This is a genomic window from Croceicoccus sp. BE223 (genome assembly GCF_031457155.1).
In the GTDB taxonomy this organism is placed as follows: domain Bacteria; phylum Pseudomonadota; class Alphaproteobacteria; order Sphingomonadales; family Sphingomonadaceae; genus Croceicoccus.
Genome location: NZ_JAVDWB010000002.1, coordinates 321462 through 344042 on the forward strand (window position 1 = coordinate 321462; position 22581 = coordinate 344042).

A 22581-nucleotide genomic window follows, 5' to 3' on the forward strand; every position below is an offset into this window, starting at 1 on the left:
GATGTCCTATCGGCTAGCGCATTCGTCAGCGGCTTAACAGGGCTTTGGCAAGGCTGCGCCAACACTCCGCCGGGGGATCGGTGCGGTCAGCGGCTCATCATCCGGGCCAGCCGGATCTGGAGCGGTTCGTCCATCAGTTCGCGCAAGTGGCGCAGCACCGTTTCGGTTAGCTTCTGGCGGAAACTGATGCCGATGAAGGCGCCGTTCTTCCAGCGCACGTCGGCGACCATCGGGCCGATATCCTCCAGCGTCATGTGGAACACATCGCCCGCTTCGCAGGCCATGTCGTGATCGCGGAGGCGGCAGCCGGTTTCGGAAAATTCGACGATGGAGATGATGCGACCGGCATAGGGGCCCGACTGGATTCGCCCGAAGGCCGTGCCGCGCCAGCGCTCCCGGGTCCGGGCATCGAGCGGCGACAATGGTCGGTAGGTCATGTCGCCGAATCTCGCGAAAGCCTTGTTCGCGGCCGCGTTTATCAGCAACGAAACTTGCTCAAAGTTAATTCGGCATCGCGCGCAATTCTGGCACAATTGTCATGATTGTCAGCGGGGCGATCACTCTTCGGCGATCGCCTGGGCGCAGGCGACCGCACTGGCCCAGGCCCACTGGAAATTGTAGCCGCCCAGCCAGCCGGTGACATCAACCGCCTCGCCGATAAAGTAGAGACCGGGGACGGCCTTCGCTTCCATCGTCCGCGACGACAGGCCCGCCGTCGACACCCCGCCGACGGTGACCTCGGCCTTGGCGAAACCCTCGGTGCCGCTGGGGTGGAAGGCCCAGCGCTTGAGCCTCTCTCCCGCCGCGCGCAGGGCCTTGTCGCGGGTATCGGCAAGGGGCGCGGCGATGCCCGCATGCGCGGCAAGCCGTTCCGCCAGATCGTGGGCCAGCCGCTCGGGCAGGTTCGCCGCCAGCGCCGAGCGCAGCGTGGCGCGCGGATTGGCGGCCTTCACGGCCAGCAAGTGGTCGGCATCGGCATCGGGCAGGAAGTCGATCGCCACCTCCTCTCCCGGCTGCCAGTAGGACGAGACCTGCAGGATGGCCGGACCCGAAAGCCCGCGATGAGTGAACAGCGCCGCCTCGCGGAAGCGCGCCTTGCCGGCCGAAGCGACGACCTCGGTCGCCACGCCCGAAAGCTCGCGGAACAGCGCGTCCTCTCCTCCCAGCGTCAGCGGAACCAGCGCGGGCCGCGGCTGCACCACCTTCAGCCCGAACTGGCGTGCGAGGTCATAGGCGAAGCCGGTCGCGCCCATCTTCGGGATCGACGGCCCGCCGGTGGCGACGACGAGGCGCGGCGCACGGACCTCCCCCGCCGGGGTCGCGATCACGAAGCGCCCCTCCGCGTGGCCCACCTGCGACACCGGGGATCCGCAGCGCACCACGGCCCCGCCCTTCGCGCATTCGGCAAGGAGCATGTCGACCACCTGCCGCGCCGACCCGTCGCAGAAAAGCTGACCCAGCGTCTTTTCGTGCCAGGCGATGCCGTATGCCTCGATCAGGGCGAGGAAATCGCGGGCGGTGTATCGCGCCAGCGCCGATTTCGCGAAATGCGGGTTGGCCGACAGATACCGGTCGGGCGCGACGTGGAGGTTGGTGAAGTTGCACCGCCCGCCGCCAGAGATCAGGATCTTCTTCCCCGGCCGGTCCGCGCCCTCGAGCACCAGCACACGGCGGCCCTGCTGCCCGGCGCGCGCCGCGCACATCAGCCCGGCGGCACCCGCGCCCAGCACGAGGACGTCGAATTGCGTCCCGTTCACTTGGGGGCGTAGGGGTTCTTCGCGCTGCGCAGCAGGATCCGCACCGGCACCGCGCCGAAGCCGAGATCGCGGCGGAGCCCGTTGACGAGATAGCGGCGATAGGATTCGGGCAGGTCGTCGAGCCGAGAGCCGAAGATCACGAAGCGCGGCGGGCGGGTGCCGGTCTGGGTGATGTAGCGCAGCTTGATCCGCCTGCCGCCGGGCGCGGGCGGCGGGTTTGCCCCCAGCGCATCGTCGAACCAGCGGTTGAGCGCGGCGGTCGGCACGCGCTTGTTCCAGATGTCGCGCGTCTCGAACGCGGCGTTGAGCAGGTTGTCGAGCCCCTTGCCGGTGCGCGCCGACACGGCGACGAGCGGCACGCCCTTGACCTGCGCCAGCCCTTCGTCGAGCGCATGGCGGATGCCGTTGAACAGGCCCGAGGGGTCTTCGGCCACGTCCCACTTGTTGATCGCGACGATGAGCGCGCGGCCTTCCTCGATCACGTGGCTCGCGATCTTGAGATCCTGATGCTCCAGCCCCTTGGTGGCGTCGAGCAGGAGGACCACAACTTCGGCGAAATCGACCGCGTGGCGCGCGTCGGCGACCGCCAGCCGCTCCAGCTTGTCGACCACCTTGGCGCGTTTGCGCATCCCGGCGGTGTCGATCAGCTTCACCAGCCGGTCCTCGCCCGACTTCGGATCGTGCCAGGTCCAGTCGATCGCGATCGAATCGCGGGTGATCCCGGCTTCCGGCCCGGTCAGCAACCGGTCTTCGCGCAGAAGCTGGTTGATCAGCGTCGACTTGCCCGCGTTGGGCCGGCCGACAATGGCGAGCTGCAGCGGACCGAGCGGCTTTTCCTCGTCCTCGCCCAGTGCCTCGAAGGTGTCCTCCTCGGGCTGCAGCGGCTCGAGGATCGGCAGCAGCGCCTCGAACAGGTCGGCGACGCCCTCGCCGTGTTCGGCGGACAGCGCGACGGGATCGCCGAAGCCCAGCGAATAGGCCTCGAAGATGCCGGCATCGCCCGCCTTGCCCTCGGCCTTGTTGGCGATGACCACGATCGGCACCGACGCGCGCTGCAGATAACGGGCGATCTCCTCGTCGAGCGGGGTGAGCCCTGCGCGGCTGTCGATGACGAACAGCGCGGCGGCGGCACCGACGAGCGCCGCCTCGGTCTGCTGCCGCATCCGGCCCGGCAGGCTCTCCGCATCCTCGTCCTCCCACCCGGCGGTGTCGACGATCTGGAATTTCAGGCCCAGCAGGTCGACATCGCCGAAGCGGCGGTCGCGCGTCACCCCGGGCTGGTCGTCGACCAGCGCGAGCTTCTTGCCGACGAGCCGATTGAACAGCGTCGACTTGCCCACGTTGGGGCGTCCGATGATGACGACTTGCGGAAGCATCCGCGCCAAGTGGCGACTTGGCGCGGTTATGGCAAGGAAATTAGCGGCCCTCCGGCTTGCGGAGGGCGCCGATCACAGCGTCGTGAAGATGCTGCCGAAGTCCTTGCCGCCAAGGCCCGCCTTGTCGGCTTCCTCGTAGATCTCGGTCGCTTTCCGGCCGAGCGGCACCCTGGCACCGCTGGCTTCCGCCGCCGCCATGGCAAGGCGCAGGTCCTTGAGCATCAGGGCCACGGCAAAGCCGCCGTTGTAGTCGTTGTCCGCCGGGCTCGCCGCACCGACGTTCGGCACCGGGGTATAGTCGTTCAACGACCAGCAGTAGCCGGTCGATTTCGAGCTGATCTCGTAGAACTTCTGCGGGTCGAGACCGTTGCGCTCGGCCAGCTTCATCGCCTCGCAGGTGCCGACCATGTGCGCGGCCAGCAGCATGTTGTTGCACATCTTGGCGACCTGCCCGGCCCCCGCCTCGCCGGCGCGGATCACCGCCTTGGCCATCGGTTCGAGCACGGGCTGCGCGCGGGCAAAGGCCGAATCGGTGCCGCCGACCATGAAGGTCAGGTTGCCGCCGTTCGCCGCCGCGATCCCACCCGAAACCGGCGCGTCGACCATCTCGTAGCCCGCGGCCGTCGCCGCATCGATCATCTCGCGCACCGTGGCGACGTCGATGGTCGAGCAGTCGAGGATCAGCACGCCCTCGGGCGCGTGGCCGATGACGTCGTTGGTCAGGACGCTGCGCACGATGTTGCCGTTGGGCAGCATGGTGACGACCGCGTCGACGCCCTGCACCGCTTCGCGCACCGTGCCGAACGTCGTGCAGCCGTTTTCGCGGGCGCGGGCGATCGCCTCTTCCGAAAGGTCGAAGGCGGAAACCTCGTGGCCCGCCTTGACGAGGTTCGCGGCCATGCCGCCGCCCATGTTGCCAAGGCCGATGAATGCGATCTTCATGTCGAATGTCCTCTCAGCCGGTGCGCCTCAGCGCCCCTTCCAGTTGCCCGCGCGCTTCTCGACGAAGGCGGCCATGCCCTCGGCCTTGTCCTCGGTCGCGGTCAGCACCTGGAACATGCGGCGTTCGGCGATCAGCCCCTGGTCGAGCGTGGTCTCGAACGCGGTGTTGACCATTTCCTTGTTCATCATCGCGGCAAGCGGCGGCATCGAAGCGATGGTCGCGGCGGTCTTCATCGCGTCCTCGACCAGGTCGGCCAGCGGCACGACGCGGCTGACGAGGCCGGAACGCTCCGCCTCTGCCGCGTCCATCATCCGGCCGGTCAGGCACATGTCCATCGCCTTCGACTTGCCGACCGCGCGGGTCAGGCGCTGCGACCCGCCCATGCCGGGCGCGACGCCCAGCTTGATTTCGGGCTGGCCGAACTTCGCCGTGTCGGCGCAGATGATGAAGTCGGCCATCATCGCGAGTTCGCAACCGCCGCCCAGCGCGAAGCCGTTGACCGCGGCGATCCACGGCTTGCGGACCTTCTTGACGATGTCGGCGGTCCAGCCGGCGAAGAAATCCTCGATGTAGAAATCGGCGGCGGGCTTGTCCGACATCTCCTTGATGTCGGCGCCGGCGGCAAAGGCCTTTTCGCCGCTGCCGGTCAGCACCGCACAGAGCTGCGACTTGTCCGCCTCGAACGTGCCGAAGGCGGCGGTCAGCTCGGCCAGGACCTGCGAGTTGAGCGCGTTCAGCGACTTCGGCCGGTTCAGCGTGATCAGCGTGACCGCGCCGCGGGTTTCGACGAGGATCGTTTCGTAACTCATAGCGGCTTCCATTCCTGGTCTGCGGGCAGCGGCGCGAAGAGGCTCTCGACCATCTCGTCGGTCACGTCCTCCGGCCTGGCCGGCTGCCACTGCGGGTTGTTGTCCTTGTCGACGAGCAGCGCGCGCACGCCCTCGATGAAATCGTGGCGGGTGATTGCGCGCGATGCACCGCGCAGCTCCATCGCCATGTTGTCGGCAAAGCTGTCGCACGCCGCGCCGAGTTCGAGCTGCTTCAGCACGTTCTTGCAGGCCGACGGACTTTTCGTGCGCAGCGTGGCGAGTTCCTTGCCGGCCCATTCGCCGCCGTCAGCTTCGAGCGCTGCAAGAATATCTTCCAGTCGGTCCGACGCGAAGAGCCGGTCGATCAGGGCAAGGTTGCCCTCGATCCGTGCGGGCGGCGGGGCAAAGGACTGCCCCTCCAGCGTCGCCTGGATATCGTCGGGGTGAGAGATGATCCGCGCCTTGGTTTCGGCCAACCGCTCGTGCGGGATGTAATGCGTGGCAAGGCCCACAGCGAGGCATTCCGCCCCGTCGAGCCGCGCCCCGGTGAGGCCTAGGAACTGGCCGAGCCGGCCGGCAAGACGCGGCAGGTACCAGCCGCCACCCACGTCGCAGATGAGGCCGATGCCGGTCTCGGGCATGGCGAACCGGGTGTTCTCGGTCGCGACGCGGTATTTCGCGGGCTGCGAAATGCCGACTCCGCCGCCCATCGTGATGCCGTCCATGAAGGCGACGATCGGCTTGGGGTAGGTGAACATCAGGTGGTTGAGCTTGTACTCGACATCGAAGAAATGCCGCCCGCTCGCGCCCTCGTCCTCCAGCGCCGACTGGCGGAGCAGCGTAACGTCGCCGCCCGCGCAAAAGCCGCGCCCCTCGGCATGGTCGACGATCACAGCAGTAATTGCCGGATCGTCGCGCCATTCGAGCAGCGCCGCGGTCATCGCCTCGCACATGTCGAGGGTCAGCGAATGGATCGCTTTGGGCCGGTTGAGCGAGAGATGGCCGACCGCGCCGTGGCGGTGCACGTGGATATTTTCGGTCACTTCACGAGGTCCCTGCCGACGATCATGCGCATGATCTGGTTGGTGCCTTCCAGGATCGAGTGGACGCGCAGGTCGCGCAGCAGTTTCTCGATCGGATATTCCTTGAGATAGCCGTATCCGCCGAACAGCTGCAGCGCGCGGTCCACGACCTTCGAACCCGTCTCGGTCGCGATCATCTTGGCCATCGCGGCGAAGCGTGTCTTGTCCGGCGCCCCGATCGTGACCTTGACCGCGGCAAGGTAGAGCAGCGCACGCGCCGCCTCCAGTTCCGCCGCCATGTCGGCCAAGGTGAACTGCGTGTTCTGGAAATCGGCGATGGCGCGGCCGAACTGCTTGCGATCCTTGGTATAGGCGATCGCTTCGTCCAGAGCGCGCTGCGCCCCGCCCAAAGAACAGGCGCCGATGTTGAGGCGCCCGCCGTCGAGGCCCATCATCGCGATCTTGAAGCCGTCACCCTCATTGCCGACGAGGTTCGCCTTGGGCACCTTCACCGCGTCGAAGTTGACCGCCGCGGTCGGCTGCGAATTCCAGCCCAGTTTCTTCTCGTTCGCGCCGAACGAGACGCCGGGCATGTCCTTGTCGATGACGACGCAGGAAATGCCCTTGGGACCGTCTTCTCCGGTGCGGACCATGGTCACGTAGACCTCGTTCTCGCCGCCGCCGGAAATGAACTGCTTGGAGCCGGAAACCTCCCAGTGGTCGCCCTTGTCGATTGCCCGCGTGCGCAGCGCCGCCGCGTCCGAACCCGATGACGGCTCGGTCAGGCAGTAGGACGCGATTCGGTCCATCGCGATGAGGTCGGGAAGGTAGCGATCCTTCACGTCCTGCGACCCGAAGCGGTCGATCATCCAGGCCGACATGTTGTGGATCGAGATGAAGGCGCTGGTGGAGGGACAGCCATAAGCCATCGCCTCCATGATCAGCGCGGCTTCGAGCCGCCCCAGGCCGATCCCGCCCGAATCCTCGGACACGTAGATCGAGGCGAAGCCGAGCTCGGCCGCCTGCTTGATGACGTCGCGGGGGAAGATCTTGTGCTCGTCCCATTCCGCCGCGTTGGGCGTGATCATGTCGGCGGTGAACTTCTGCGCCATCTCCTGGATGGCGAGCTGGTCCTCGGTCAGGGCGAACTGGTCGCTCATGTCGCTGCGTCTCTCCCCTTTATGGCGCCGGTCAGCCGCAGCTGATCTGCGTAATGATCATGTTGTCGTCGTAGGACACCGAAACCCGGTCGGGCCGGTAATCCATCGTCACCGCGGTGCGCGGCGGTATCCAGCGCAAGGTGCGCGAACCGGTCGAGGCCAGCAGCTCCGCGCCCATATCGGTGGTGGCCATCTTGCCCACCCAAACTTGCGCGGCGCGGGCGTCGCACGTGCCTTCCGGTTCGGAGACGACCGGATCGGACGGCGCCGTCGCAGTCGTGGCGCAACCGGACAGCGCAAGCGGCGCGGCGACGAGGATGATCAGGCGGTTCATGCAGGGCACCTTTCATAGTTCAGCGGCGCGGCCAGCGCGCCTTCGCCCGTCTCGCTGCGGACCAGCGTCTTGCCGCCGTCCGCGACCGCGAGCGTCATGTCGCGCGACCATGTCTGGCCTTCGCCGGTGAAGGCGAACGTCGCGCGGATGCGATCGGCGCCGCGTTCCGCGACCTCGCCCAGCGTGGCGGTGCTTTCGTAGAAGCGCAAGCGCTGCGATTCGATGGTGAGCAGGCCCTTCGCGTCGCCGCGGGTGGACGTGCAGTCGGCGGCGACAAGGCCCCAGCGACCCTGGATCGGGCCGGGGATGGTCGTTTCCATCTCGTCCTCGGCGGGCGCGGTTGCCATGTCCGAAGGCTGCAAAGCCGGGCTGGCCGGCGCGGGGGGCATGGGCGCGGCATCGCCGGCATCTGCGGTTTCGGCGTCCTGCGGTGTCGTGTCGCTGCCGCAGCCCGCCAGCGCCATCGCCAGCGTTCCGGCAAGAATCAATCGCGATCTCATCGGGTTCTCCTGTCAAATTAGGCAGATGGCCCGCTACGCGCGGGCCATCTCCTGAACGATGGAGGCGATCAGATCGTTTCCATGATCTCCTTGCCGAACAGCTCCTCGTCGCTCGGCAGGGTCTTGGGCGTGGCGAGGGGCTTCGAAACCCAGGTCTCGTTGATCAGGTCGCGCCAGGTGATGTTGTTGTTGGTGCCGTTGCCGCCCCACGAACCGCAGCCCAGCGAGAAGGTCTGGCGCATGCCGTTCCACAGGTTGCCCGAGTTCGACGGCGCCTGCGGCTGGTTCACCATGACGCGGCTGGTGCGGGTGCCCTCGGCCAGCTTCATGATGTTCTCGTCGGAATTCGAATAGATTCCGCACGAGTGCCCCTGGCCCTGGTAGCCCTGGATCCGGTTGGTCAGCGCGATCGCCTCGTCGATGTCCTTGACCCGGTAGAGCGCCATGGTGACGGTCATCTTCTCGCCCGAGAACTTGTGATCGGGGCCCGCGCCGGTTTCGGGCACGATGAAGAACAGGGTTCCTTCGGGGATCTCGAACCCGGCATAGTCGGCGATGAACTTCGCGTCCTGCGCCACGACCTTGGCGTTGATGTGCTCGCCGTCTTCCCAGATCGCGTTCTGCAGCTTCGTCTTCTGCTCGTCGTTCAGGACGTAGCCGCCCTCGGCCTTCAGCTTCTCGAGCATCTCGTCGTAGATCGCGTCGAACAGGATGACCGCGTTGTCGGACGAGCACGATGCGGCGTTGTCCAGCGTCTTGGAGATGCGGATCTTCTCCGCCGCGAAATCGAGGTCGGCGGTGTCGTCGACGGTGATGACCGCGTTGCCGACGCCGACGCCCAGCGCCGGGGTGCCGCTCGAATAGGCGGCGGTGACCATGGCCGACCCGCCGGTGGCAAGGACCCGGTCGCACTGCTTCATAAGCTCGTTGGTCTTGTTGACCGAGGGAGTCTCGATTGCCTGGACCAGGTCGGCCGGCGCTCCCATCTTGACGATGGCGTCGCGCATCAGGTCGACGATCTTCTTGTTGGTCAGCTTGGCGCGCGGGTGCGGGGCGATGACGATGGCGTTGCGGCCCTTGACCGCGCTGATCGCCTTGATCACCGGCGTCGCCTCGGGATTGGTCGAGGGCGAGAGCGCGCCGATCACGCCGACGGGCTTGGCGATCTTGACGATGTTGCGCTCGGGCAGTTCCTCGATCACGCCGACCGACTTGTCGTGGATGATGTCCTGCAGCGTGGCGCGGGTCTTGACCGAGATTTTCAGGAACTTGCCCTGGTAATTGCCGAGCTGCGTCTCGTCGACGGTGAACTGGGCGATTTCCTCGGCGACGCCGGGCTTGGCCACGGCCCAGACCATCGCGGTGATCAGCTTGTCGACCTGTTCCTGCGTGTAATGCGCGATCTGTTCCTGCGCCACGCGGCCGCGTTCGATCATCGCCGCGATCTCGGCATCGTCACTGGTTTCCATCTGAAGGGCAGTAGCCATGGCAGGGTATCCTCGAATTGCGCGTTGTGGGCACGTCACCCGCCGCGAGAGCCGCACAGCGAAGGCGGCGCAAGGACGGTCGTGCGGTCACACGTCGCCCACCGGGGCAACGGGTTGGTAACGCAGATGGCACTCGAGATGTTTGCATTCAACCTTTGATTGTGCAGCCTCGGCCTGCAATAATGCAGGCGGGCAACCGAGCCTGCGATCGCGCGTGGAGAATGCCGTGCAGAGCCTCAACTGGAACGACCTGCAGGATTTTCTGGCCATCGCCCGAACCGGTCAGCTGGGCCGGGCGGCGGATGCGATCGGGGTCGACGCGACGACGATGGGCCGGCGCCTGCGGCGGCTGGAGCAGCGCCTTGGCCGCACCCTGTTCGAGCAGACCCGGCAGGGCCAGGTCCTGACCGAGGCGGGCGAGGCGATCCTCGCCGAAGTCGAGGCGATGGAACAGGCGGCCAGCCGCATCCACGACGCCAGCGCCGAAGGCGAAGGCCCGGTCGGCACCTTGCGCGTCTCGCTGTCGGAAGGGTTCGGTTCGTGGTTCGTCGCCGACAACCTCAGCGAGTTCATCGAGGGCCATCCCCGTCTCATCATCGACCTTGCCATGTCGAGCGGGTTCCTCAGCCCCTCAAAGCGCGAGGCCGACGTCGCCATCGTCCTCTCGCGCCCGCGCGCGGGACCGCTGATCGCGGGCAAGCTTTCGGACTATGCGTTGCGCCTCTATGCCTCGCCCGACTATCTCGAGCAGCACGGGCGGCCGCGGGACGCCGCAGGCCTTGCCACCGGCCACCGCCTGATCGGCTACGTGCCCGACCTGCTCTTCGCCCCCGAACTGCGCTACCTCAGCCGCCTCCACCCCGACCTCGAACCGAGCCTGCGCTCGACCAGCATCAACGCGCAGCACCGGCTGATCGCGGCAGGGGCGGGCATGGGCGTACTGCCGTGCTTCATCGGCGACCGCGATCCGGCGCTCGAACCGGTCCTGCCCGAAAACCGCATCACCGGCAGCTTCTGGCTGGTGACGCACAAGGACACGCACCAGTTGGCGCGCGTGCAGGCGTTCAGAAACTGGCTGACCCGGCTGGTCCGCCGCAACCGGGAGCAACTGCTCCCGGCCTAGCGATTACGCCTTGGCGACGGGCGGATTGTCGCCGAGGTCTTCGTACCACGCCTCGACCGGGCCGTTCAGCTTGATCGTCAGCGGATTGCCCTTGCGGTCGAGCGACTTGCCGGCCTGGACCCGCACCCAGCCCTCGGAAATGCAGTATTCCTCGATGTTGGTGCGCACCGTGTCCTTGAACCGGATGCCGACGCCGCGGCGCAGCTTGTCCGCATCGAAATGCGGGCTGCTCGGGTGGATCGCGAGCCGGTCGGGCGGCACGTCGTTCGCGGCGGGCTGCGTCTGGGTGTTTTCGGCGGGGTTTTCGGGCTCTTCGGTCATGGGCAGCAGCCTCTAGCCCCGCACGCGGTCTTGTCAATCGCATGCTTGCCAAGCCCCGAAGCCTCTGGCAAAGGCGCGCCTCTGTTGGCGACACGGGCGATTCTGATCGTCCTCACACTCGCGAACGGGCGCGTAGCTCAGTGGTAGAGCACACCCTTCACACGGGTGGGGTCGCAGGTTCAATCCCTGCCGCGCCCACCATTTTTCCCGGCGCCCGCCTTCTGTCCGGTCGGATGGTCCGAAAGATCCCGCCTGCCGTCCGTCAGCCCGCGGTGCCGAGCAGGTTCTTCGCCCGCGCCAGGTCCTCCGCGCTGTCGATGTCGATCGCAAGATCGGCGTCCAGCGACACGCCCGGCGCACCGCGCAGCAACCGTCCCGCACCGCGATCCCCCTCCAGCGCCTCCAGCGCCGCGAAATGCCGCGCGCCAAACAGCGCGGGCGGCATCGGACCCGGGCCGCGCGTGCAGATCCGGTCCCCGTCGAAGCCGGCGATGAGCGCGCCGACGTGGTCACGCGGCACCAGCGGCATGTCGGCCAGCGCGATCATCACCGCCTCGACACCCTCTTTCCGCGCCGCAACGACGCCTGTCGCGATCGAGCGCGACAGCGGCGCGCCGGCCGGATCGAGCGGCACGCGCCGATAGCCGGGCAGGATCGGTGTGTTCGGCGCGCAGACGACGATGCGGGAAGCGAAGGCGACGTCCGCGTAGGCCAGCGCCGCCCTTGCCGCGACCGTCATGCCGCACAGCGATGCCGCGAGCTTGCCGCCCCCGAAACGGCTGGCGCGCCCGGCGGCAAGCAGGACCAGCGCGATCCCGCCCCCGGCCATGTCAGCCGACGCTTGCGGCGGGCACGACCGGCGCGATGGCACGATAGGCGGCCACCGTTTCGGCCAGGATCGACAGCGCCAGCGTGGCCGGATCGCGGGTCGAGGCGATGAGGCCGATCCTGCCCCTCAGTCTGCCCACCAGCGTTGCGGGGGTGCCCGCTTCCTCCAGCATGCGGAGCCGCGCGTGGTGCGTGCGGCGGCTGCCGATCGCGCCGTGGTAGAACCCGTCAAGGGCCAAGGCCGCGGGCAGCAGCGCCTGCTCCCAGTCGTGATCGTGGAACAGGAAGACGTGGGCGGTCCAGGCATCGCTCGCGATCGCCGGAACCTCGGAATGGCGGCGCAGCGCGTGAAGCGACACGGGCAGTGCCGTCACCTCCTCGCCCAAGGTGTCCAGCGGCGTGACCACCTCGACCTCTGCGCCCCAGAACGCGGCGAGCCGGGCGAAGACGGCAAGGTCCTCGCCTTGGCCATAGGCGATGATGCGAAGCGCCGGCGTCAGGGTCAGCGCAAAGGCTCCGTCGAGTGGCCCTGCGCCGACACCGCCCTCGCGCACCGCGAGGATGGCAGGCTCGCGCCGCTCGACCTGCGCGACCGCCCCGGCCAGCGCGGCGCGGCAGGGGCCGGGCGTGAAGCAAAGATCGATGCCGCCGCCACACGGCAGCCTGAGGTCGATGTAGGACGAGCCGACGCCGTAGCGCACCGTTCGCCCCGCGCCCGCGGCGATGACCTGCACGGCCTCCTCGACGATCGCCGCCTCGATGCATCCGGCCGAGAACGATCCGACCGACCGGCCGTCCGCCGCCACCGCCATCAGGGTCCCGGGCGAACGCGACGAGTTGCCCTCAATCCCGACGAGGGTGACGAGCGCGGTGGCGAGACCCTGCGCGTCCCAGTCGAGCAGGCGGCGCAGCACGTCGGCCTGCCGCGCGACGAGCGGCGTTGCATTCGCGGGGCTGGAACCGGGCTCTTTCACGTCGGCTACCTTGCCCGCGCCATGCGCGTTCGGCAATGCCCGGCGCCGCGCCGCGAAACACATTTATTTTCAGGCGCAACGATGCCGCATTGCAAAAGCCGACGCTTCTTTTGCATAGTGGCCATGGCCCGACCGGAAGCTAGTGTGGGGCAAGCGCGCGAACCGGCCTTTTCCTTGCCCTGGGCACTGGGCGCTCGGGCGAAAGGTCCCGTGGGGATCGTGCAGGGGCAAAGCGGGAGCAACGAGACAATGGCATCACTTCCTGTGGCAACTCGCCGGGGCGTGCTCGCTGGTGGCGGCGCGCTGGTCATCGCGCTGGCCATGCCGCTGCGCGCGCGGGCGGCGGGCACGGCAGCGGGCGCGGGCGCGGGCTTCGCGCCGAACGCCTTTGTGCGCGTGACGCCCGACAATCTCGTCACCGTGGTCATCAAGTCGATCGAATTCGGCCAGGGCGCGGCGACCGGTCTTGCCACGCTGGCGGCAGAGGAACTGGACGCGGACTGGAGCAAGGTGCGCCTCGAATTCGCGCCCAACGACGATTCGCGCTACGCCAACCCCTTGATGGGCACGATGCTGACCGGCGGCTCCTCGTCGATCGCCACTGCCCACACCCAGATGCGCAAGGCGGGCGCGACCGCGCGGGCGATGCTCGTCGCCGCCGCGGCGAAGGCGTGGGGCGTTCCCGTCAGCCAGGTCGTCGCCGCCGATTCGATGCTCAGCGCGCCGGGCCGCAAGGCGACGTACGGGGACATGGCCGCGATGGCCGCCGCCATGCCGGTTCCCGCCGACCCCGTGCTCAAGTCGCCCGCCAGCTTCAAGCTGATCGGAAAGACTCTGCCCAAGCTGGACAGCGCGGTGAAATCGGATGGCACGGCCACCTTCACGCAGGACGTGACCCTGCCCGGCATGATCACCGCGCTCGTCGCCCATGCGCCGATGCCGGGCGGCAAGGTCGCCAATTTCGATGCCGCCGCGGCCAAGGCGGTGCCCGGCGTGCTGAAGGTGGCCAGCGTGGAAAGCGGCGTTGCCGTCTATGCCCGGACGATGGCCGCCGCGCTGAAGGGCCGCGCCGCGCTCAAGGTCGACTGGGATACCTCGAAGGCGGAAACGCGCAGCAGCGCGCAGCTCGAGGCGATCGCCATGGGGCTGGCCGCCAGGCCGCCGCTGCCGGTCATGGACAACGGCCCGCTGCCCGCCGCGAGCGACGCGGTGAAGATCGTCGAGGGCACCTACACCCTGCCTTACCTCGCCCACGCGCCGATGGAGACGCTGGACGCGGTCATGCAGATGAAGGGCGACCGGATGGACGTCTGGCTCGGCTCGCAGATGCAGGTGAAGGAATGCGAGGCGATCGCCGCGGCGGCGGGCATCGCCAAGGACCGGATCACCCTGCACCAGCAATATGCCGGCGGCAGCTTCGGCCGGCGCGCCACCTTCGACGTCGCCTTCGGGCTGGAGGCGGGCCGCGTTGCGAAGGCCTGGGGCGGGTCGGAACCGGTGAAGTTCGTCTGGACGCGCGAGGACGACATGACGGGCGAATACTATCGCCCGATGACCGCGCACCGCGTCCGCGCGGCGATCGACGCCAAGGGCCAGGTCGTCGGCTGGGACCATGGAGTCGCCGGCCAGTCGCTTGGCAATTTCGCCGCAATTAACACGCTGAACGGCCAGAAGGTCGACGGCATGCTGCTCGAGGGCCTGCGCGAGCAGGGCTATGTCCTTGCCAACCACCGCATCGGCGCAGGCATGCTGGAAAGCCCGATGAAGGTGCTGTGGTGGCGCTCGGTCGGGCACAGCCACACCGGCTATGTCATGGAGACGATGCTCGACCGGCTGTTTGCCGCGCTGGGGATCGACCCCGTCGCGGGCCGGCTTGCGCTGCAGGAGGACGAGCGCGCCAGGGGCGTGATCAGGGAGGCCGCGCGCATGGCCGGCTGGGGCCGCAAGCCCGACAAGGGCCGCGCGCTGGGCATCGCCTACGTCAAGAGCTTCGCCAGCTATGTCGCCGAAGTCGCCGAGGTGTCGAGGGGCGCCGACGGCCTGCCCCGCGTCCACAAGGTCTGGGCCGCGGTCGACCTCGGCCTGGCGGTCAATCCCGACGTCATCGCCGCGCAGATGGAAGGCGGCATCGGCTTTGCGCTGGGCCACGTTCTGCACAGCGAGATCACGCTGGGCGAAGGCGGGGTGATCGAGCAGCGCAATTTCGACGACTACAAGTCGCTGCGGATCAACGAGATGCCCGAAGTCGAGGTCTCGATCATTCCCAGCGACAAGGATCCCACCGGCATCGGCGAACCCCCCGTGCCGCCGCTCGGCCCGGCCGTCGCCAACGCCTGGCTGGCGCTGACCGGACAGGCGGTGGAACGGCTGCCCTTTGCGCGCGGCATTGCGGGGAAGAGCGCATGAGCGTCGAATTCGAACTGAACGGCAAGCCGATCGCCTACGACGGCCCCGCCGATACCCCGCTGCTGTGGGTCGTGCGCGAAAGCGCGGGGCTGACCGGCACCAAGTACGGCTGCGGCGTCGCCCAGTGCGGCGCCTGCACCGTGCATCTCGACGGATCGCCGCGCCGGTCCTGCGTCACGCCCATCTCCATGGTCGCGCGCCGCGCGGTGACGACGATCGAGGGTGCGTCGTCCAAGGCGGCCAAGGCGCTGCAAGAAGCTTGGGTCGAGCTCGACGTGCCGCAATGCGGGTTCTGCCAGTCCGGTCAGCTGATGTCGGCGGCGGCGCTGCTTGAATGGGTCGAGAACCCCAGCGACGACGACATCGACGGCGCGATGGCGGGCAACATCTGCCGCTGCGCGACCTATCAGCGGATCCGCAAGGCCATCAAGCTGGCCGCCAGCCGGATGGGAGCGAAGGCATGATCCGGCGCCCGGTCTTGCGGCCTACCCGCGCACGCATCGCGCTGGCCGCCGCCGCAACCGCGCTGTTCGGCGCGGCGGTGGCGAGCCAGACCGTCGCCGCCCCGGCCCCGGTCCCGCCCCCCGTCGCGGCCAGCGACGCAACCGTGCAGGGTCCGGAAGCCTTCCGTTCCATCGCCGATCCGAAGGCGCGGTCCGTGGCGCTGTTCGGCGAGATGGCGAAGGTCATCGAATCGCCCCGCTGCCTCAACTGCCATCCGCGCACCGACACCCCGACACAGGGCGACGCGATGACCGTGCACAACCCGCCGGTGTCGCGGGGCATGGGCGGGATGGGCGTGCCGGGCATGACCTGCAACACCTGTCACGGCGAGGCGAACTTCACGTTCGCGAACGGCGAAGGCAGCATCCCGGGCGATCCCGCATGGGCGCTGGCGCCGCCGGAAATGGCCTGGGCCGGCAAGACCCGCGGCGAGATCTGCCGCCAGTTGAAGGACCCGGCCCGCAACGGCAACAAGACGCTGGCCGAACTGGTCGAGCACAACACGCACGACCACCTCGTCGGCTGGGGCTGGAACCCGGGCCACGGACGCACGCCGGCGCCGGGCACGCAGGAGCAGTTCGGCGCGCTGACCGCCGCCTGGGTCGCCAGCGGGGCGCACTGCCCGGACTGAGGCGCGCCGCCGCCGGCGTGGGCGCTCAGTCCGCGTAATCCTCGGTGTCGATGGTCGCGCGGATGGCGGGCGGATAGCGGTGCCCGCGGATCGTCCGCCGGTTGACCAGCGCATCGGCCCGCGCCAGCACGTCGGGCGACAGGGTCAGCGTCGCGGCGCGGTTGTTCTCGTCGAAATGCGCGACAGACCGGGTGCCCGGAATCGCGTGGACGTGGTCGCCCTGCGCCAGCACCCAGCCGAGCGCGAGCTGCGCCGGCGCAATCCCGGCCTCCGCCGCGAGGGTAGCGAAATCGCGCAGCACGGCGCGGTTGTGCTCCCAGTCTTCGCCCAGGAAGCGCGGCATCCTGCGGCGCAGGTCCTGTTCGGTCAGGGCTGCGACGTCGATGTCCGCCGCCAGCGCCCCGCGCGCCACCGGCGAAAACGCGACGAGCGCGATGCCGAGCTCGCGCGTCGCCGCCATCACGCCCAGTTCGACATTGCGGCTCCACAACGAGAATTCGTGTTGCGCGGCGGCGAGGGGATGCACCGCGTGCGCCTCGCGGATGTGCGCGGCCGACCATTCGGACACGCCGTAGCCGCCGATCTTGCCCGCCTCGATCAGCCGGACCATCGCGCCGACGGAATCGGCGATCGGCACCGCGGGATCGAACCGGTGCATGTAGAACAGGTCGACATGGTCGGTGCCCAGCCGCTTCAGGCTGGCGTCGATGTTGGCGGCGATCGCTTCGGGGCTGCAGTCGACGCCGCGCTTGGGGCCATCGACGACGATGCCCGTCTTCGTGGCCACGAACACCTCGTCGCGGCGCCCGGCGATCGCCTCGCCCAGCATTTCTTCGCACAGCCCGCCGCCATAGATGTTGGCGACATCGAAATGGTCGCACCCGGCGTCGAGCGCGTGGCGGAACAGGTCGATGGCCGCCTTGCGCGAATCGGGCGGGCCATAGGCCCAGGCGACGTTCATGCAGCCGAGGCCGACGGGGTTGAGCGCCTGACCGGCGATAGAGCGGGTTTTCATCGACCGCTGCCTTGCCGATCGATCCGCCCCGGTCAAGTGGGCGGCGCTGCCCGCACCCGCACGCCCCTTGTCAGGTGACGAGGCGAGTCATCGGCCCGGCGATCCCGGCGACGTCGACCTCCATCCGGACCACCGCGCCGCCCCGATCCTCGGGCTTCCGGCCGCCGGTCGAGATGTAGAGCCCGTGCGGATCGCCCGGCCCGAAGGCAGGGCAGATTATGTGGTCGTAAGGCAGCGTCAGTTCGTCGAGGATCGCCCCGTCGGGCGAACAGCGCAGCAGGCGCGGCACATCGTAACAGGCGAGCCAGAACGCGCCGTCCGTATCGACGACGAGGCCGTCGCCATCGGGCACCTCGATCACCAGCGTCCCCGCCGCGATGTCGGGCATGCCATCGTTCTGCAACGGATAGCGCCACACCCCGCGCGAGGTTTCCGAATGGAACAGATATCGCCCGCAGGCGCTCGTCGCGATGCCGTTGGACGCGAAGACGTCGCGGCGCAGGACGGTCACCTCGCCCCTTGCCGTGGCGTGGAACAGCATGCCGGGTTCCGGCGGCAGGCCCTTTTCGAACACCGACACGAAATCGAGCGTGCCGCCGAACAGGCCGCCACGCCCGTCGCCCTCCATGTCGTTGACCGCGACGATCGGCTGCCCCTCGATCTCGGTGAGCCAGGGGGCCGCGGTGCGCGTCGCCGGGTCGACCACGACGATGCCGCCGCGCCCGCCGCACACCCCCCTGCCCGATTCGTCGAGCAGCATGCCGCCGACCCAGATGCGATCGGGCAGCACCGTCTCGGCATCCCGTCCCGGCACGCGGCGATGGACGCCTCCGCCCAGCAGGTCGGCGAACCACACCGTTCCGTCGGCACCGACGCGGGGGGCCTCGATAAAGGCGTAACCTTCGGCGACGACCGCGAAGTCGCGGACCATCCGGGGGCTGGAAGCTTCGCTCATCGTCTTCTCCCGCGCTGGGCCCATCGCCTGGCGGGCCCGTTCTCCGGCCATGAGAATGGCCGTCACCGGGCGGCCCGCCACCTATCCTTTTGACGCAATTGCCGCGGGAAAGTCACCGGGTCATCCTGCGACGAAAGAGCACACGCACTCATTTCGCCGATCGGAGAGGGTAGGCCCATGAACGACATCCAGCAGATTATGCGCGATCGCTATCCGGGCAACACCTGGGCCGACGTCGCCCGCCGCGACGGCGCGCTGCCCGACGTGCTCGCGCTCCAGTCCAATCCCGACCAGGACCTGTCGGACATCCCCTTCGTCCGCTACACCGACCAGGCCTGGTTCGAGGCGGAGATGGAGCGGATGTGGCAGCGCACCTGGCAGTTCGCCTGCCGCGACGAGCACGTGGCCGAGCCGGGGGACTGGTTCGTCTACGACATCGGCCGCCTCTCGGTCCTGATCGTGAAGAGCGAGGAGGGTTTGAAGGCCTTCCGCAATTCCTGCCTCCACCGCGGCACCAAGCTGAAACCGTCGAAGGCCTGCGGCTGGTCGTCCGACATCACCTGCCCGTTCCACAACTGGTCGTGGAACCTCGACGGATCGCTCAAATCGATCCCCTGCGACTTCGAGTTCCCACACTTGGAAGTAGCGAAGTCGCATCTCGTCGAAGTGCGGTGCGAGATGTGGAACGGCATGGTCTTCGTCAACTTCGACGCCGATGCCGCGCCGCTGGTCGAATACCTCGAGGTGCTGCCCGATCATTTCCGCAATTGGGACCTGACCGGCTGGTACGTCGCGACCCACGTGCGCAAGCACCTGCCCGGCAACTGGAAGCTGGCCATGGAAGCCTTCATGGAGGCCTACCACACGCCCTACGTCCACCCGGAGATGACCAACGTCGTCGGCGACCACAACATGCAGCACGACGTGCTGTCCCGCCACATCAGCCGCGACTTGTGCGCGATGGCCTCGCCCAGCCCGACCTCGCAGGCCGGCCTGTCGGAACAGGACCTGCTCGACATGATGCTGGTCGGCGACGGCAAGATGGTGGGTGAGCGAGCCAGGGTGCCCGAGGGCAAGACCGCCCGCTGGGTCATGGCCGAACAACTGCGCGCCAGCATGAAGGAACAGTACGGGCTCGACTACTCGGCCCACTCGGTGCCCGAGATGATCGATTCGCTGAAATACCACGTCTTTCCCAACGTGATGATCTATCCCGCGCCCGGCCTGTGCCTGGTCCAGACCTTCCGCCCCGACGGGCACGACCGCGACCGGGCGATCTTCGACCAGTACGTGCTTCACCCCCGCCCCCGCGACGACCATTACGAGGTCGGCGAGATGGAGGAGATCGGCGAGGACGACAGCTTCGCCGGGGTCGAGAGCATGGACGCGTTCCTCGCCAGCGTGCTCGACCAGGATACCGACATCATGCGCATGCAGCGCGAGGGCATGTACGCCAGCGGCAAGGGCGCGCAGACCCTCTCGCTCTACCAGGAATCGCGCATCCGCCATTTCCACAAGACGCTGGGCGAATACGTCGAGGGCGCCCGGTGATGCGCGCGCACATGCAGGGCGTGCACCACTTCGCGCTGTCGGTGCCCGACATCGCCATCGCGCGCCGCTTCTACATCGACCTGCTCGGGGCCGAGGAGATCAGCGGAGGCGAGTGGGAGGCGGGCAACCCGTGGATCGACGCCATCGTCGGGCTTGAGAATTCCGCCGCCAAGACGTTTATCGCACGGCTGAAGAACGTGCAGGTCGAGATCTTCGAATATACCTCGCCCCGCTCTCCCGACGCCGATCCGATGCGACCGGTCAACCTCTACGGCTATACCCACGTCGGCTTCCAGGTCGACGACATCATGGCGACCTACGAGAAGATGCTCGCGGCGGGGCTGACCTTTCACACCGCGCCCGACATGACGACGATCGTCACCGACGAGCACGGCAACAAGACCGGCTTTGCCGCGACGTACGGACGGGATTTCTTCGGCAACGTCTTCGAGATTCTCGAGATCCACGCCAACGACACGATCCTGCCGGTCGCGGTCTGAGAGGAGGCGAGCATGGACCTGGAACTGGCCGGCAAGAAAGTCATCGTCAGCGCCGCGACGCGCGGCATCGGGCGCAGGATCGTGGAAGCGTTCCTCGACGAAGGCGCGATCGTCTCGTTCTGCGGGCGCCGCACCCGTTCGGCAGAGGCGAACCCCAGCGACACCAGCGTCTACGCCAACCCGCTGGCCGGCGACGGCGTGGAGGATGCGCTCGAAGACCTCGAGGGGCGCGGCACGGTGTACGGCAGCGTCGTCGACTGCGGCTATTTCGAGCAGGTCACCGCCTGGGTCGAAAAGGCGGCGCAGGACATGGGCGGGATCGACATCGTCGTGTCCAACGCCAGCGCGCTGGGCGGCATTCCGCGCAGCAAGAAGGGCTGGGACATCAACTACAACGTCGACCTCATGTCGGCGGTGGCGATGTTCGATACCGCGCTGCCGTTCCTGAAGGCATCGGGTGCGGGCGCCTTCGTCCAGATGTCGACCATCACCGCGATCGAGAACCATGCCTTCGGCGAGGCGGGCCTGAGCTACGGCGCGATGAAGGCGGCGCTGATCAACTACACCCACCAGCTCGCGATCGACTACATGAAGGACGGCATCCGCTGCAACTGCGTCGGCCCCGGCCCGGTCTATATCGAGGACGGCAGCTGGGGCTTCCTCGAGAAGGAAATGCCCGACTATTTCGAGGCGAACCGCCTCAAGCATCCCGCCGGTCGCTTCGGCCGGCCGGAGGAGATCGCCGACGCGGTGCTGTTCCTGTCCTCGGCCCGCGCGTCGTGGATCACCGGGGTCAACCTCACCGTCGACGGCGGCTTTACCCGCAACGTCAAGTACTAGCGCCGCGCCGGCTCAGGGCAGCATCGGCGTGTCGGCGAATCTCGTCATGCCCGGCGCGCAGGGGGGCAGCTTGCGCGCATAGCGCGGCAGGCCGGGGCCGATCTCGAACAGGCGATAGGTCTTGCCGTCGTAACCCCGCTCGATGAAGGCAAGTTCGCGGATCATCGGCGAGGATGCCATCGGCGCGTCGGTAAGGATGTAATAGCGGCCATGCTCGCTCGCCTCAGCCACGGCGCCGCGCTCCATCTCCTGGATCGTTCGATAGGGGCGCGCCTGGTTCCAGCGGATCATGTCCTGCATGCAGTCGTCCTCCATGCGCTGGAATCGGATCCCGGTCATCGCCGCGATGCCCTGTCCATGCTGCTGCGGGTAGGCGGCCCAGTGCTCGTCGGCCAAGCCCAGCGCGTGGATCCTGCGCGCCGCTTCCTTCGCGGTGTCGAAGGGGTGGACGAGGTTCACCGCCGCCGTGAAAAGCCCTGCCACGGCGACGATGCCGAGCCAGATCGCGAAGAGCCGTCGCATCGCCCCGCCCTCGTCCAGCATCCGCCAGGTCAGCGCGATCAGCAGGATTCCCGCCAGCATGACATGACGATTGGCCAGGGGATTGAGCGCGACGGAGAACGCCAGCGTCACCGCGAGGAAACCGAAGACGATCAGTCGCATGTCGCCGCGCCCCTCGGTCTGCAGCCATGCCACCGCGAAGAACCCCGTCCACATCGTCAGGCTGAGGGCGTCGGGCAGCGGTGCATCCCAATAGAGGAAGTTCGCACCCTGCAGCGGCAGGAACACGCTCGACACCCGCGCCAGCCAGATCAGGACGCTGCCCATGTCGCGCGTCGACGGCGCATAGACGGAGACGAAATCGGGTGCCGGAAGCACGATCCAAGCCGATACGAGCGAGATCACGATCCACAGCCCCGCCCCCGGCCACCAGATCGCCCTTTCCCGCCAGCGCAGGTACACGAAGCCGAGCGAGATCACCCCGAACAGGAAATCGGTGAACGGCAGCGCCGCGATCAGCAGCCAGACCAGCCGCCGCCGGTCCCACCAGGCCACCACGGCAAATGTCAGCATCACCCCCAGCGTGTAGCTGCGCGACACCGTGTTGTATTCGAACAGGACGAATTCGCTGAGCGCAACGAGCAGGCGGGCCCAGCGGGGGAACGGGCTTTCGAACAGGATGAGCCACAACGTTGCAAAGCCGAGCAGCAGAGTCGCGGCGGGCAGCGCATTGTAAGGGCCGAGCACTTCGGCAAGGCCGCGCAGGAGCAGATGCCAGAGCGGCGGATGCCCCTCGTAGCCGAGATTTTCGAGCAGTTGCGACCAGCCCGGCGACTGCACCGCGATCTGCACGGCCTGCCATTCATCGACGAACGGTTCGTGCCCGGCGACCAGCCAGGCCTGCAGCGCCATGACCAGCACGGCGATACCGCCCCAGACCGGCGGGCGTTCCAGTATCGCGAAGGCCGGACCGCGCGCCGGCTTTGCTGCATCGATCAAGAGAATGCGACCCCGCCCGTTGCCCGTGCGCCCTCTTAGGCCATG

Annotated in this window: 23 protein-coding genes and 1 tRNA gene; 8 read left to right on the forward strand and 16 right to left on the reverse strand. The window is 67.9% G+C overall.

Translation table 11 applies throughout. The features are described 5' to 3' along the window. Window positions 1-86 precede the first annotated feature (86 nt). From J2X37_RS05540 to J2X37_RS05585, 10 genes are all read right to left on the reverse strand, one after another. Window positions 87-437, reverse strand: a complete 351-nt coding sequence (locus tag J2X37_RS05540; protein WP_310018705.1) for a hypothetical protein — start codon at window positions 435-437, stop codon at window positions 87-89. A 120-nt stretch (window positions 438-557) separates the two neighbouring features. After that, the gene (locus J2X37_RS05545; protein WP_310018708.1) at window positions 558-1757 is read right to left on the reverse strand and encodes an NAD(P)/FAD-dependent oxidoreductase; all 1200 of its coding nucleotides are present in this window, start codon (window positions 1755-1757) and stop codon (window positions 558-560) included. Next, complete coding sequence (der, locus tag J2X37_RS05550) at window positions 1754-3133, reverse strand: ribosome biogenesis GTPase Der (RefSeq protein WP_310018710.1); 1380 nt, start codon at window positions 3131-3133, stop codon at window positions 1754-1756. The genes J2X37_RS05545 and der overlap by 4 nt, the downstream gene beginning before the upstream one ends. Before the next feature lie 72 nt (window positions 3134-3205). After that, window positions 3206-4075, reverse strand: coding sequence for a 3-hydroxyisobutyrate dehydrogenase (gene mmsB / locus J2X37_RS05555; protein ID WP_310018713.1), 870 nt, complete (start codon window positions 4073-4075; stop codon window positions 3206-3208). Window positions 4076-4102: 27 nt separating this feature from the next. Beyond that, window positions 4103-4885, reverse strand: a complete 783-nt coding sequence (locus J2X37_RS05560; protein ID WP_310018716.1) for an enoyl-CoA hydratase-related protein — start codon at window positions 4883-4885, stop codon at window positions 4103-4105. After that, window positions 4882-5928, reverse strand: a complete 1047-nt coding sequence (locus J2X37_RS05565; protein WP_310018718.1) for an enoyl-CoA hydratase/isomerase family protein — start codon at window positions 5926-5928, stop codon at window positions 4882-4884. The genes J2X37_RS05560 and J2X37_RS05565 overlap by 4 nt, the downstream gene beginning before the upstream one ends. Beyond that, window positions 5925-7067, reverse strand: a complete 1143-nt coding sequence (locus J2X37_RS05570; protein WP_310018720.1) for an acyl-CoA dehydrogenase family protein — start codon at window positions 7065-7067, stop codon at window positions 5925-5927. Before J2X37_RS05570 ends, J2X37_RS05565 begins: the two co-directional genes overlap by 4 nt. Before the next feature lie 31 nt (window positions 7068-7098). After that, window positions 7099-7401: an I78 family peptidase inhibitor gene (locus J2X37_RS05575; protein ID WP_310018722.1), complete on the reverse strand. Its 303-nt coding sequence runs from the start codon at window positions 7399-7401 to the stop codon at window positions 7099-7101. Next, window positions 7398-7901 (reverse strand): hypothetical protein, encoded by a 504-nt coding sequence (locus J2X37_RS05580; RefSeq protein WP_310018725.1) that lies wholly within the window; start codon window positions 7899-7901, stop codon window positions 7398-7400. Before J2X37_RS05580 ends, J2X37_RS05575 begins: the two co-directional genes overlap by 4 nt. Window positions 7902-7969: 68 nt before the next feature. Further along, on the reverse strand, window positions 7970-9388 hold the full coding sequence (locus J2X37_RS05585; RefSeq protein ID WP_310018727.1) for an aldehyde dehydrogenase family protein: 1419 nt from the start codon (window positions 9386-9388) through the stop codon (window positions 7970-7972). 226 nt (window positions 9389-9614) lie between these two features. Between J2X37_RS05585 and J2X37_RS05590 the strand changes: the two genes are divergently transcribed. Next, the gene (locus J2X37_RS05590; RefSeq protein WP_310018730.1) at window positions 9615-10511 is read left to right on the forward strand and encodes a LysR family transcriptional regulator; all 897 of its coding nucleotides are present in this window, start codon (window positions 9615-9617) and stop codon (window positions 10509-10511) included. A 3-nt stretch (window positions 10512-10514) separates the two neighbouring features. Here J2X37_RS05590 and J2X37_RS05595 read toward each other — a convergent pair whose 3' ends face one another. After that, the gene (locus J2X37_RS05595) at window positions 10515-10832 is read right to left on the reverse strand and encodes a DUF3297 family protein (RefSeq protein WP_310018732.1); all 318 of its coding nucleotides are present in this window, start codon (window positions 10830-10832) and stop codon (window positions 10515-10517) included. 126 nt (window positions 10833-10958) lie between these two features. Here J2X37_RS05595 and J2X37_RS05600 point away from each other — a divergent pair. Continuing rightward, a tRNA-Val gene (locus J2X37_RS05600) sits at window positions 10959-11033 on the forward strand. Window positions 11034-11094: 61 nt separating this feature from the next. Here J2X37_RS05600 and J2X37_RS05605 read toward each other — a convergent pair. Next, window positions 11095-11661 (reverse strand): NTP transferase domain-containing protein, encoded by a 567-nt coding sequence (locus tag J2X37_RS05605; protein ID WP_310018735.1) that lies wholly within the window; start codon window positions 11659-11661, stop codon window positions 11095-11097. Between the two features lies 1 nt (window position 11662). Continuing rightward, window positions 11663-12634 carry an XdhC family protein gene (locus tag J2X37_RS05610; protein WP_310018738.1) on the reverse strand — a complete coding sequence of 324 codons (972 nt, stop codon included), beginning with the start codon at window positions 12632-12634 and terminating at the stop codon, window positions 11663-11665. Between the two features lie 249 nt (window positions 12635-12883). On the opposite strand from J2X37_RS05610, the gene J2X37_RS05615 reads away from it, so the two are divergent. The 3 genes from J2X37_RS05615 to J2X37_RS05625 are packed head-to-tail and all read left to right on the forward strand — an operon-like array spanning window position 12884 to window position 16175. Beyond that, complete coding sequence (locus tag J2X37_RS05615; protein WP_310018740.1) at window positions 12884-15040, forward strand: molybdopterin cofactor-binding domain-containing protein; 2157 nt, start codon at window positions 12884-12886, stop codon at window positions 15038-15040. Next, window positions 15037-15504: a 2Fe-2S iron-sulfur cluster-binding protein gene (locus J2X37_RS05620; protein ID WP_310018742.1), complete on the forward strand. Its 468-nt coding sequence runs from the start codon at window positions 15037-15039 to the stop codon at window positions 15502-15504. The genes J2X37_RS05615 and J2X37_RS05620 overlap by 4 nt, the downstream gene beginning before the upstream one ends. Beyond that, window positions 15501-16175, forward strand: coding sequence for an Isoquinoline 1-oxidoreductase subunit (locus J2X37_RS05625; protein WP_310018744.1), 675 nt, complete (start codon window positions 15501-15503; stop codon window positions 16173-16175). Before J2X37_RS05620 ends, J2X37_RS05625 begins: the two co-directional genes overlap by 4 nt. A gap of 25 nt (window positions 16176-16200) precedes the next feature. On the opposite strand, the gene J2X37_RS05630 is transcribed toward J2X37_RS05625, so the two are convergent. Together J2X37_RS05630 and J2X37_RS05635 are read right to left on the reverse strand one after the other, a co-directional pair. After that, on the reverse strand, window positions 16201-17190 hold the full coding sequence (locus J2X37_RS05630) for an aldo/keto reductase (protein WP_310018746.1): 990 nt from the start codon (window positions 17188-17190) through the stop codon (window positions 16201-16203). Window positions 17191-17260: 70 nt separating this feature from the next. Next, window positions 17261-18145, reverse strand: a complete 885-nt coding sequence (locus J2X37_RS05635) for an SMP-30/gluconolactonase/LRE family protein (protein WP_310018748.1) — start codon at window positions 18143-18145, stop codon at window positions 17261-17263. Window positions 18146-18322: 177 nt separating this feature from the next. On the opposite strand from J2X37_RS05635, the gene J2X37_RS05640 reads away from it, so the two are divergent. The 3 genes from J2X37_RS05640 to J2X37_RS05650 are packed head-to-tail and all read left to right on the forward strand — an operon-like array spanning window position 18323 to window position 21036. Beyond that, window positions 18323-19696 carry an aromatic ring-hydroxylating dioxygenase subunit alpha gene (locus J2X37_RS05640; RefSeq protein ID WP_310018750.1) on the forward strand — a complete coding sequence of 458 codons (1374 nt, stop codon included), beginning with the start codon at window positions 18323-18325 and terminating at the stop codon, window positions 19694-19696. Beyond that, a complete protein-coding gene (locus J2X37_RS05645; protein WP_310018752.1) occupies window positions 19696-20196 on the forward strand; it encodes a VOC family protein in 501 nt (166 codons plus the stop codon). Before J2X37_RS05640 ends, J2X37_RS05645 begins: the two co-directional genes overlap by 1 nt. A 12-nt stretch (window positions 20197-20208) precedes the next feature. After that, window positions 20209-21036, forward strand: a complete 828-nt coding sequence (locus tag J2X37_RS05650) for an SDR family oxidoreductase (RefSeq protein WP_310018754.1) — start codon at window positions 20209-20211, stop codon at window positions 21034-21036. A 12-nt stretch (window positions 21037-21048) separates the two neighbouring features. On the opposite strand, the gene J2X37_RS05655 is transcribed toward J2X37_RS05650, so the two are convergent. Continuing rightward, complete coding sequence (locus J2X37_RS05655; RefSeq protein WP_310018756.1) at window positions 21049-22536, reverse strand: hypothetical protein; 1488 nt, start codon at window positions 22534-22536, stop codon at window positions 21049-21051. Window positions 22537-22581 lie beyond the last annotated feature (45 nt).

Coding starts and splice junctions, on each gene's coding strand:
- J2X37_RS05540 (WP_310018705.1), bottom strand. CDS start 437: ATGACCTACCGACCATTGTCGCCGCTCGATGCCCGGACCCGGGAGCGC.
- der (WP_310018710.1), bottom strand. CDS start 3,133: ATGCTTCCGCAAGTCGTCATCATCGGACGCCCCAACGTGGGCAAGTCG.
- mmsB (WP_310018713.1), bottom strand. CDS start 4,075: ATGAAGATCGCATTCATCGGCCTTGGCAACATGGGCGGCGGCATGGCC.
- J2X37_RS05560 (WP_310018716.1), bottom strand. CDS start 4,885: ATGAGTTACGAAACGATCCTCGTCGAAACCCGCGGCGCGGTCACGCTG.
- J2X37_RS05570 (WP_310018720.1), bottom strand. CDS start 7,067: ATGAGCGACCAGTTCGCCCTGACCGAGGACCAGCTCGCCATCCAGGAG.
- J2X37_RS05575 (WP_310018722.1), bottom strand. CDS start 7,401: ATGAACCGCCTGATCATCCTCGTCGCCGCGCCGCTTGCGCTGTCCGGT.
- J2X37_RS05580 (WP_310018725.1), bottom strand. CDS start 7,901: ATGAGATCGCGATTGATTCTTGCCGGAACGCTGGCGATGGCGCTGGCG.
- J2X37_RS05585 (WP_310018727.1), bottom strand. CDS start 9,388: ATGGCTACTGCCCTTCAGATGGAAACCAGTGACGATGCCGAGATCGCG.
- J2X37_RS05595 (WP_310018732.1), bottom strand. CDS start 10,832: ATGACCGAAGAGCCCGAAAACCCCGCCGAAAACACCCAGACGCAGCCC.
- J2X37_RS05605 (WP_310018735.1), bottom strand. CDS start 11,661: ATGGCCGGGGGCGGGATCGCGCTGGTCCTGCTTGCCGCCGGGCGCGCC.
- J2X37_RS05615 (WP_310018740.1), top strand. CDS start 12,884: ATGGCATCACTTCCTGTGGCAACTCGCCGGGGCGTGCTCGCTGGTGGC.
- J2X37_RS05620 (WP_310018742.1), top strand. CDS start 15,037: ATGAGCGTCGAATTCGAACTGAACGGCAAGCCGATCGCCTACGACGGC.
- J2X37_RS05625 (WP_310018744.1), top strand. CDS start 15,501: ATGATCCGGCGCCCGGTCTTGCGGCCTACCCGCGCACGCATCGCGCTG.
- J2X37_RS05630 (WP_310018746.1), bottom strand. CDS start 17,190: ATGAAAACCCGCTCTATCGCCGGTCAGGCGCTCAACCCCGTCGGCCTC.
- J2X37_RS05635 (WP_310018748.1), bottom strand. CDS start 18,145: ATGAGCGAAGCTTCCAGCCCCCGGATGGTCCGCGACTTCGCGGTCGTC.
- J2X37_RS05640 (WP_310018750.1), top strand. CDS start 18,323: ATGAACGACATCCAGCAGATTATGCGCGATCGCTATCCGGGCAACACC.
- J2X37_RS05645 (WP_310018752.1), top strand. CDS start 19,696: ATGCGCGCGCACATGCAGGGCGTGCACCACTTCGCGCTGTCGGTGCCC.
- J2X37_RS05650 (WP_310018754.1), top strand. CDS start 20,209: ATGGACCTGGAACTGGCCGGCAAGAAAGTCATCGTCAGCGCCGCGACG.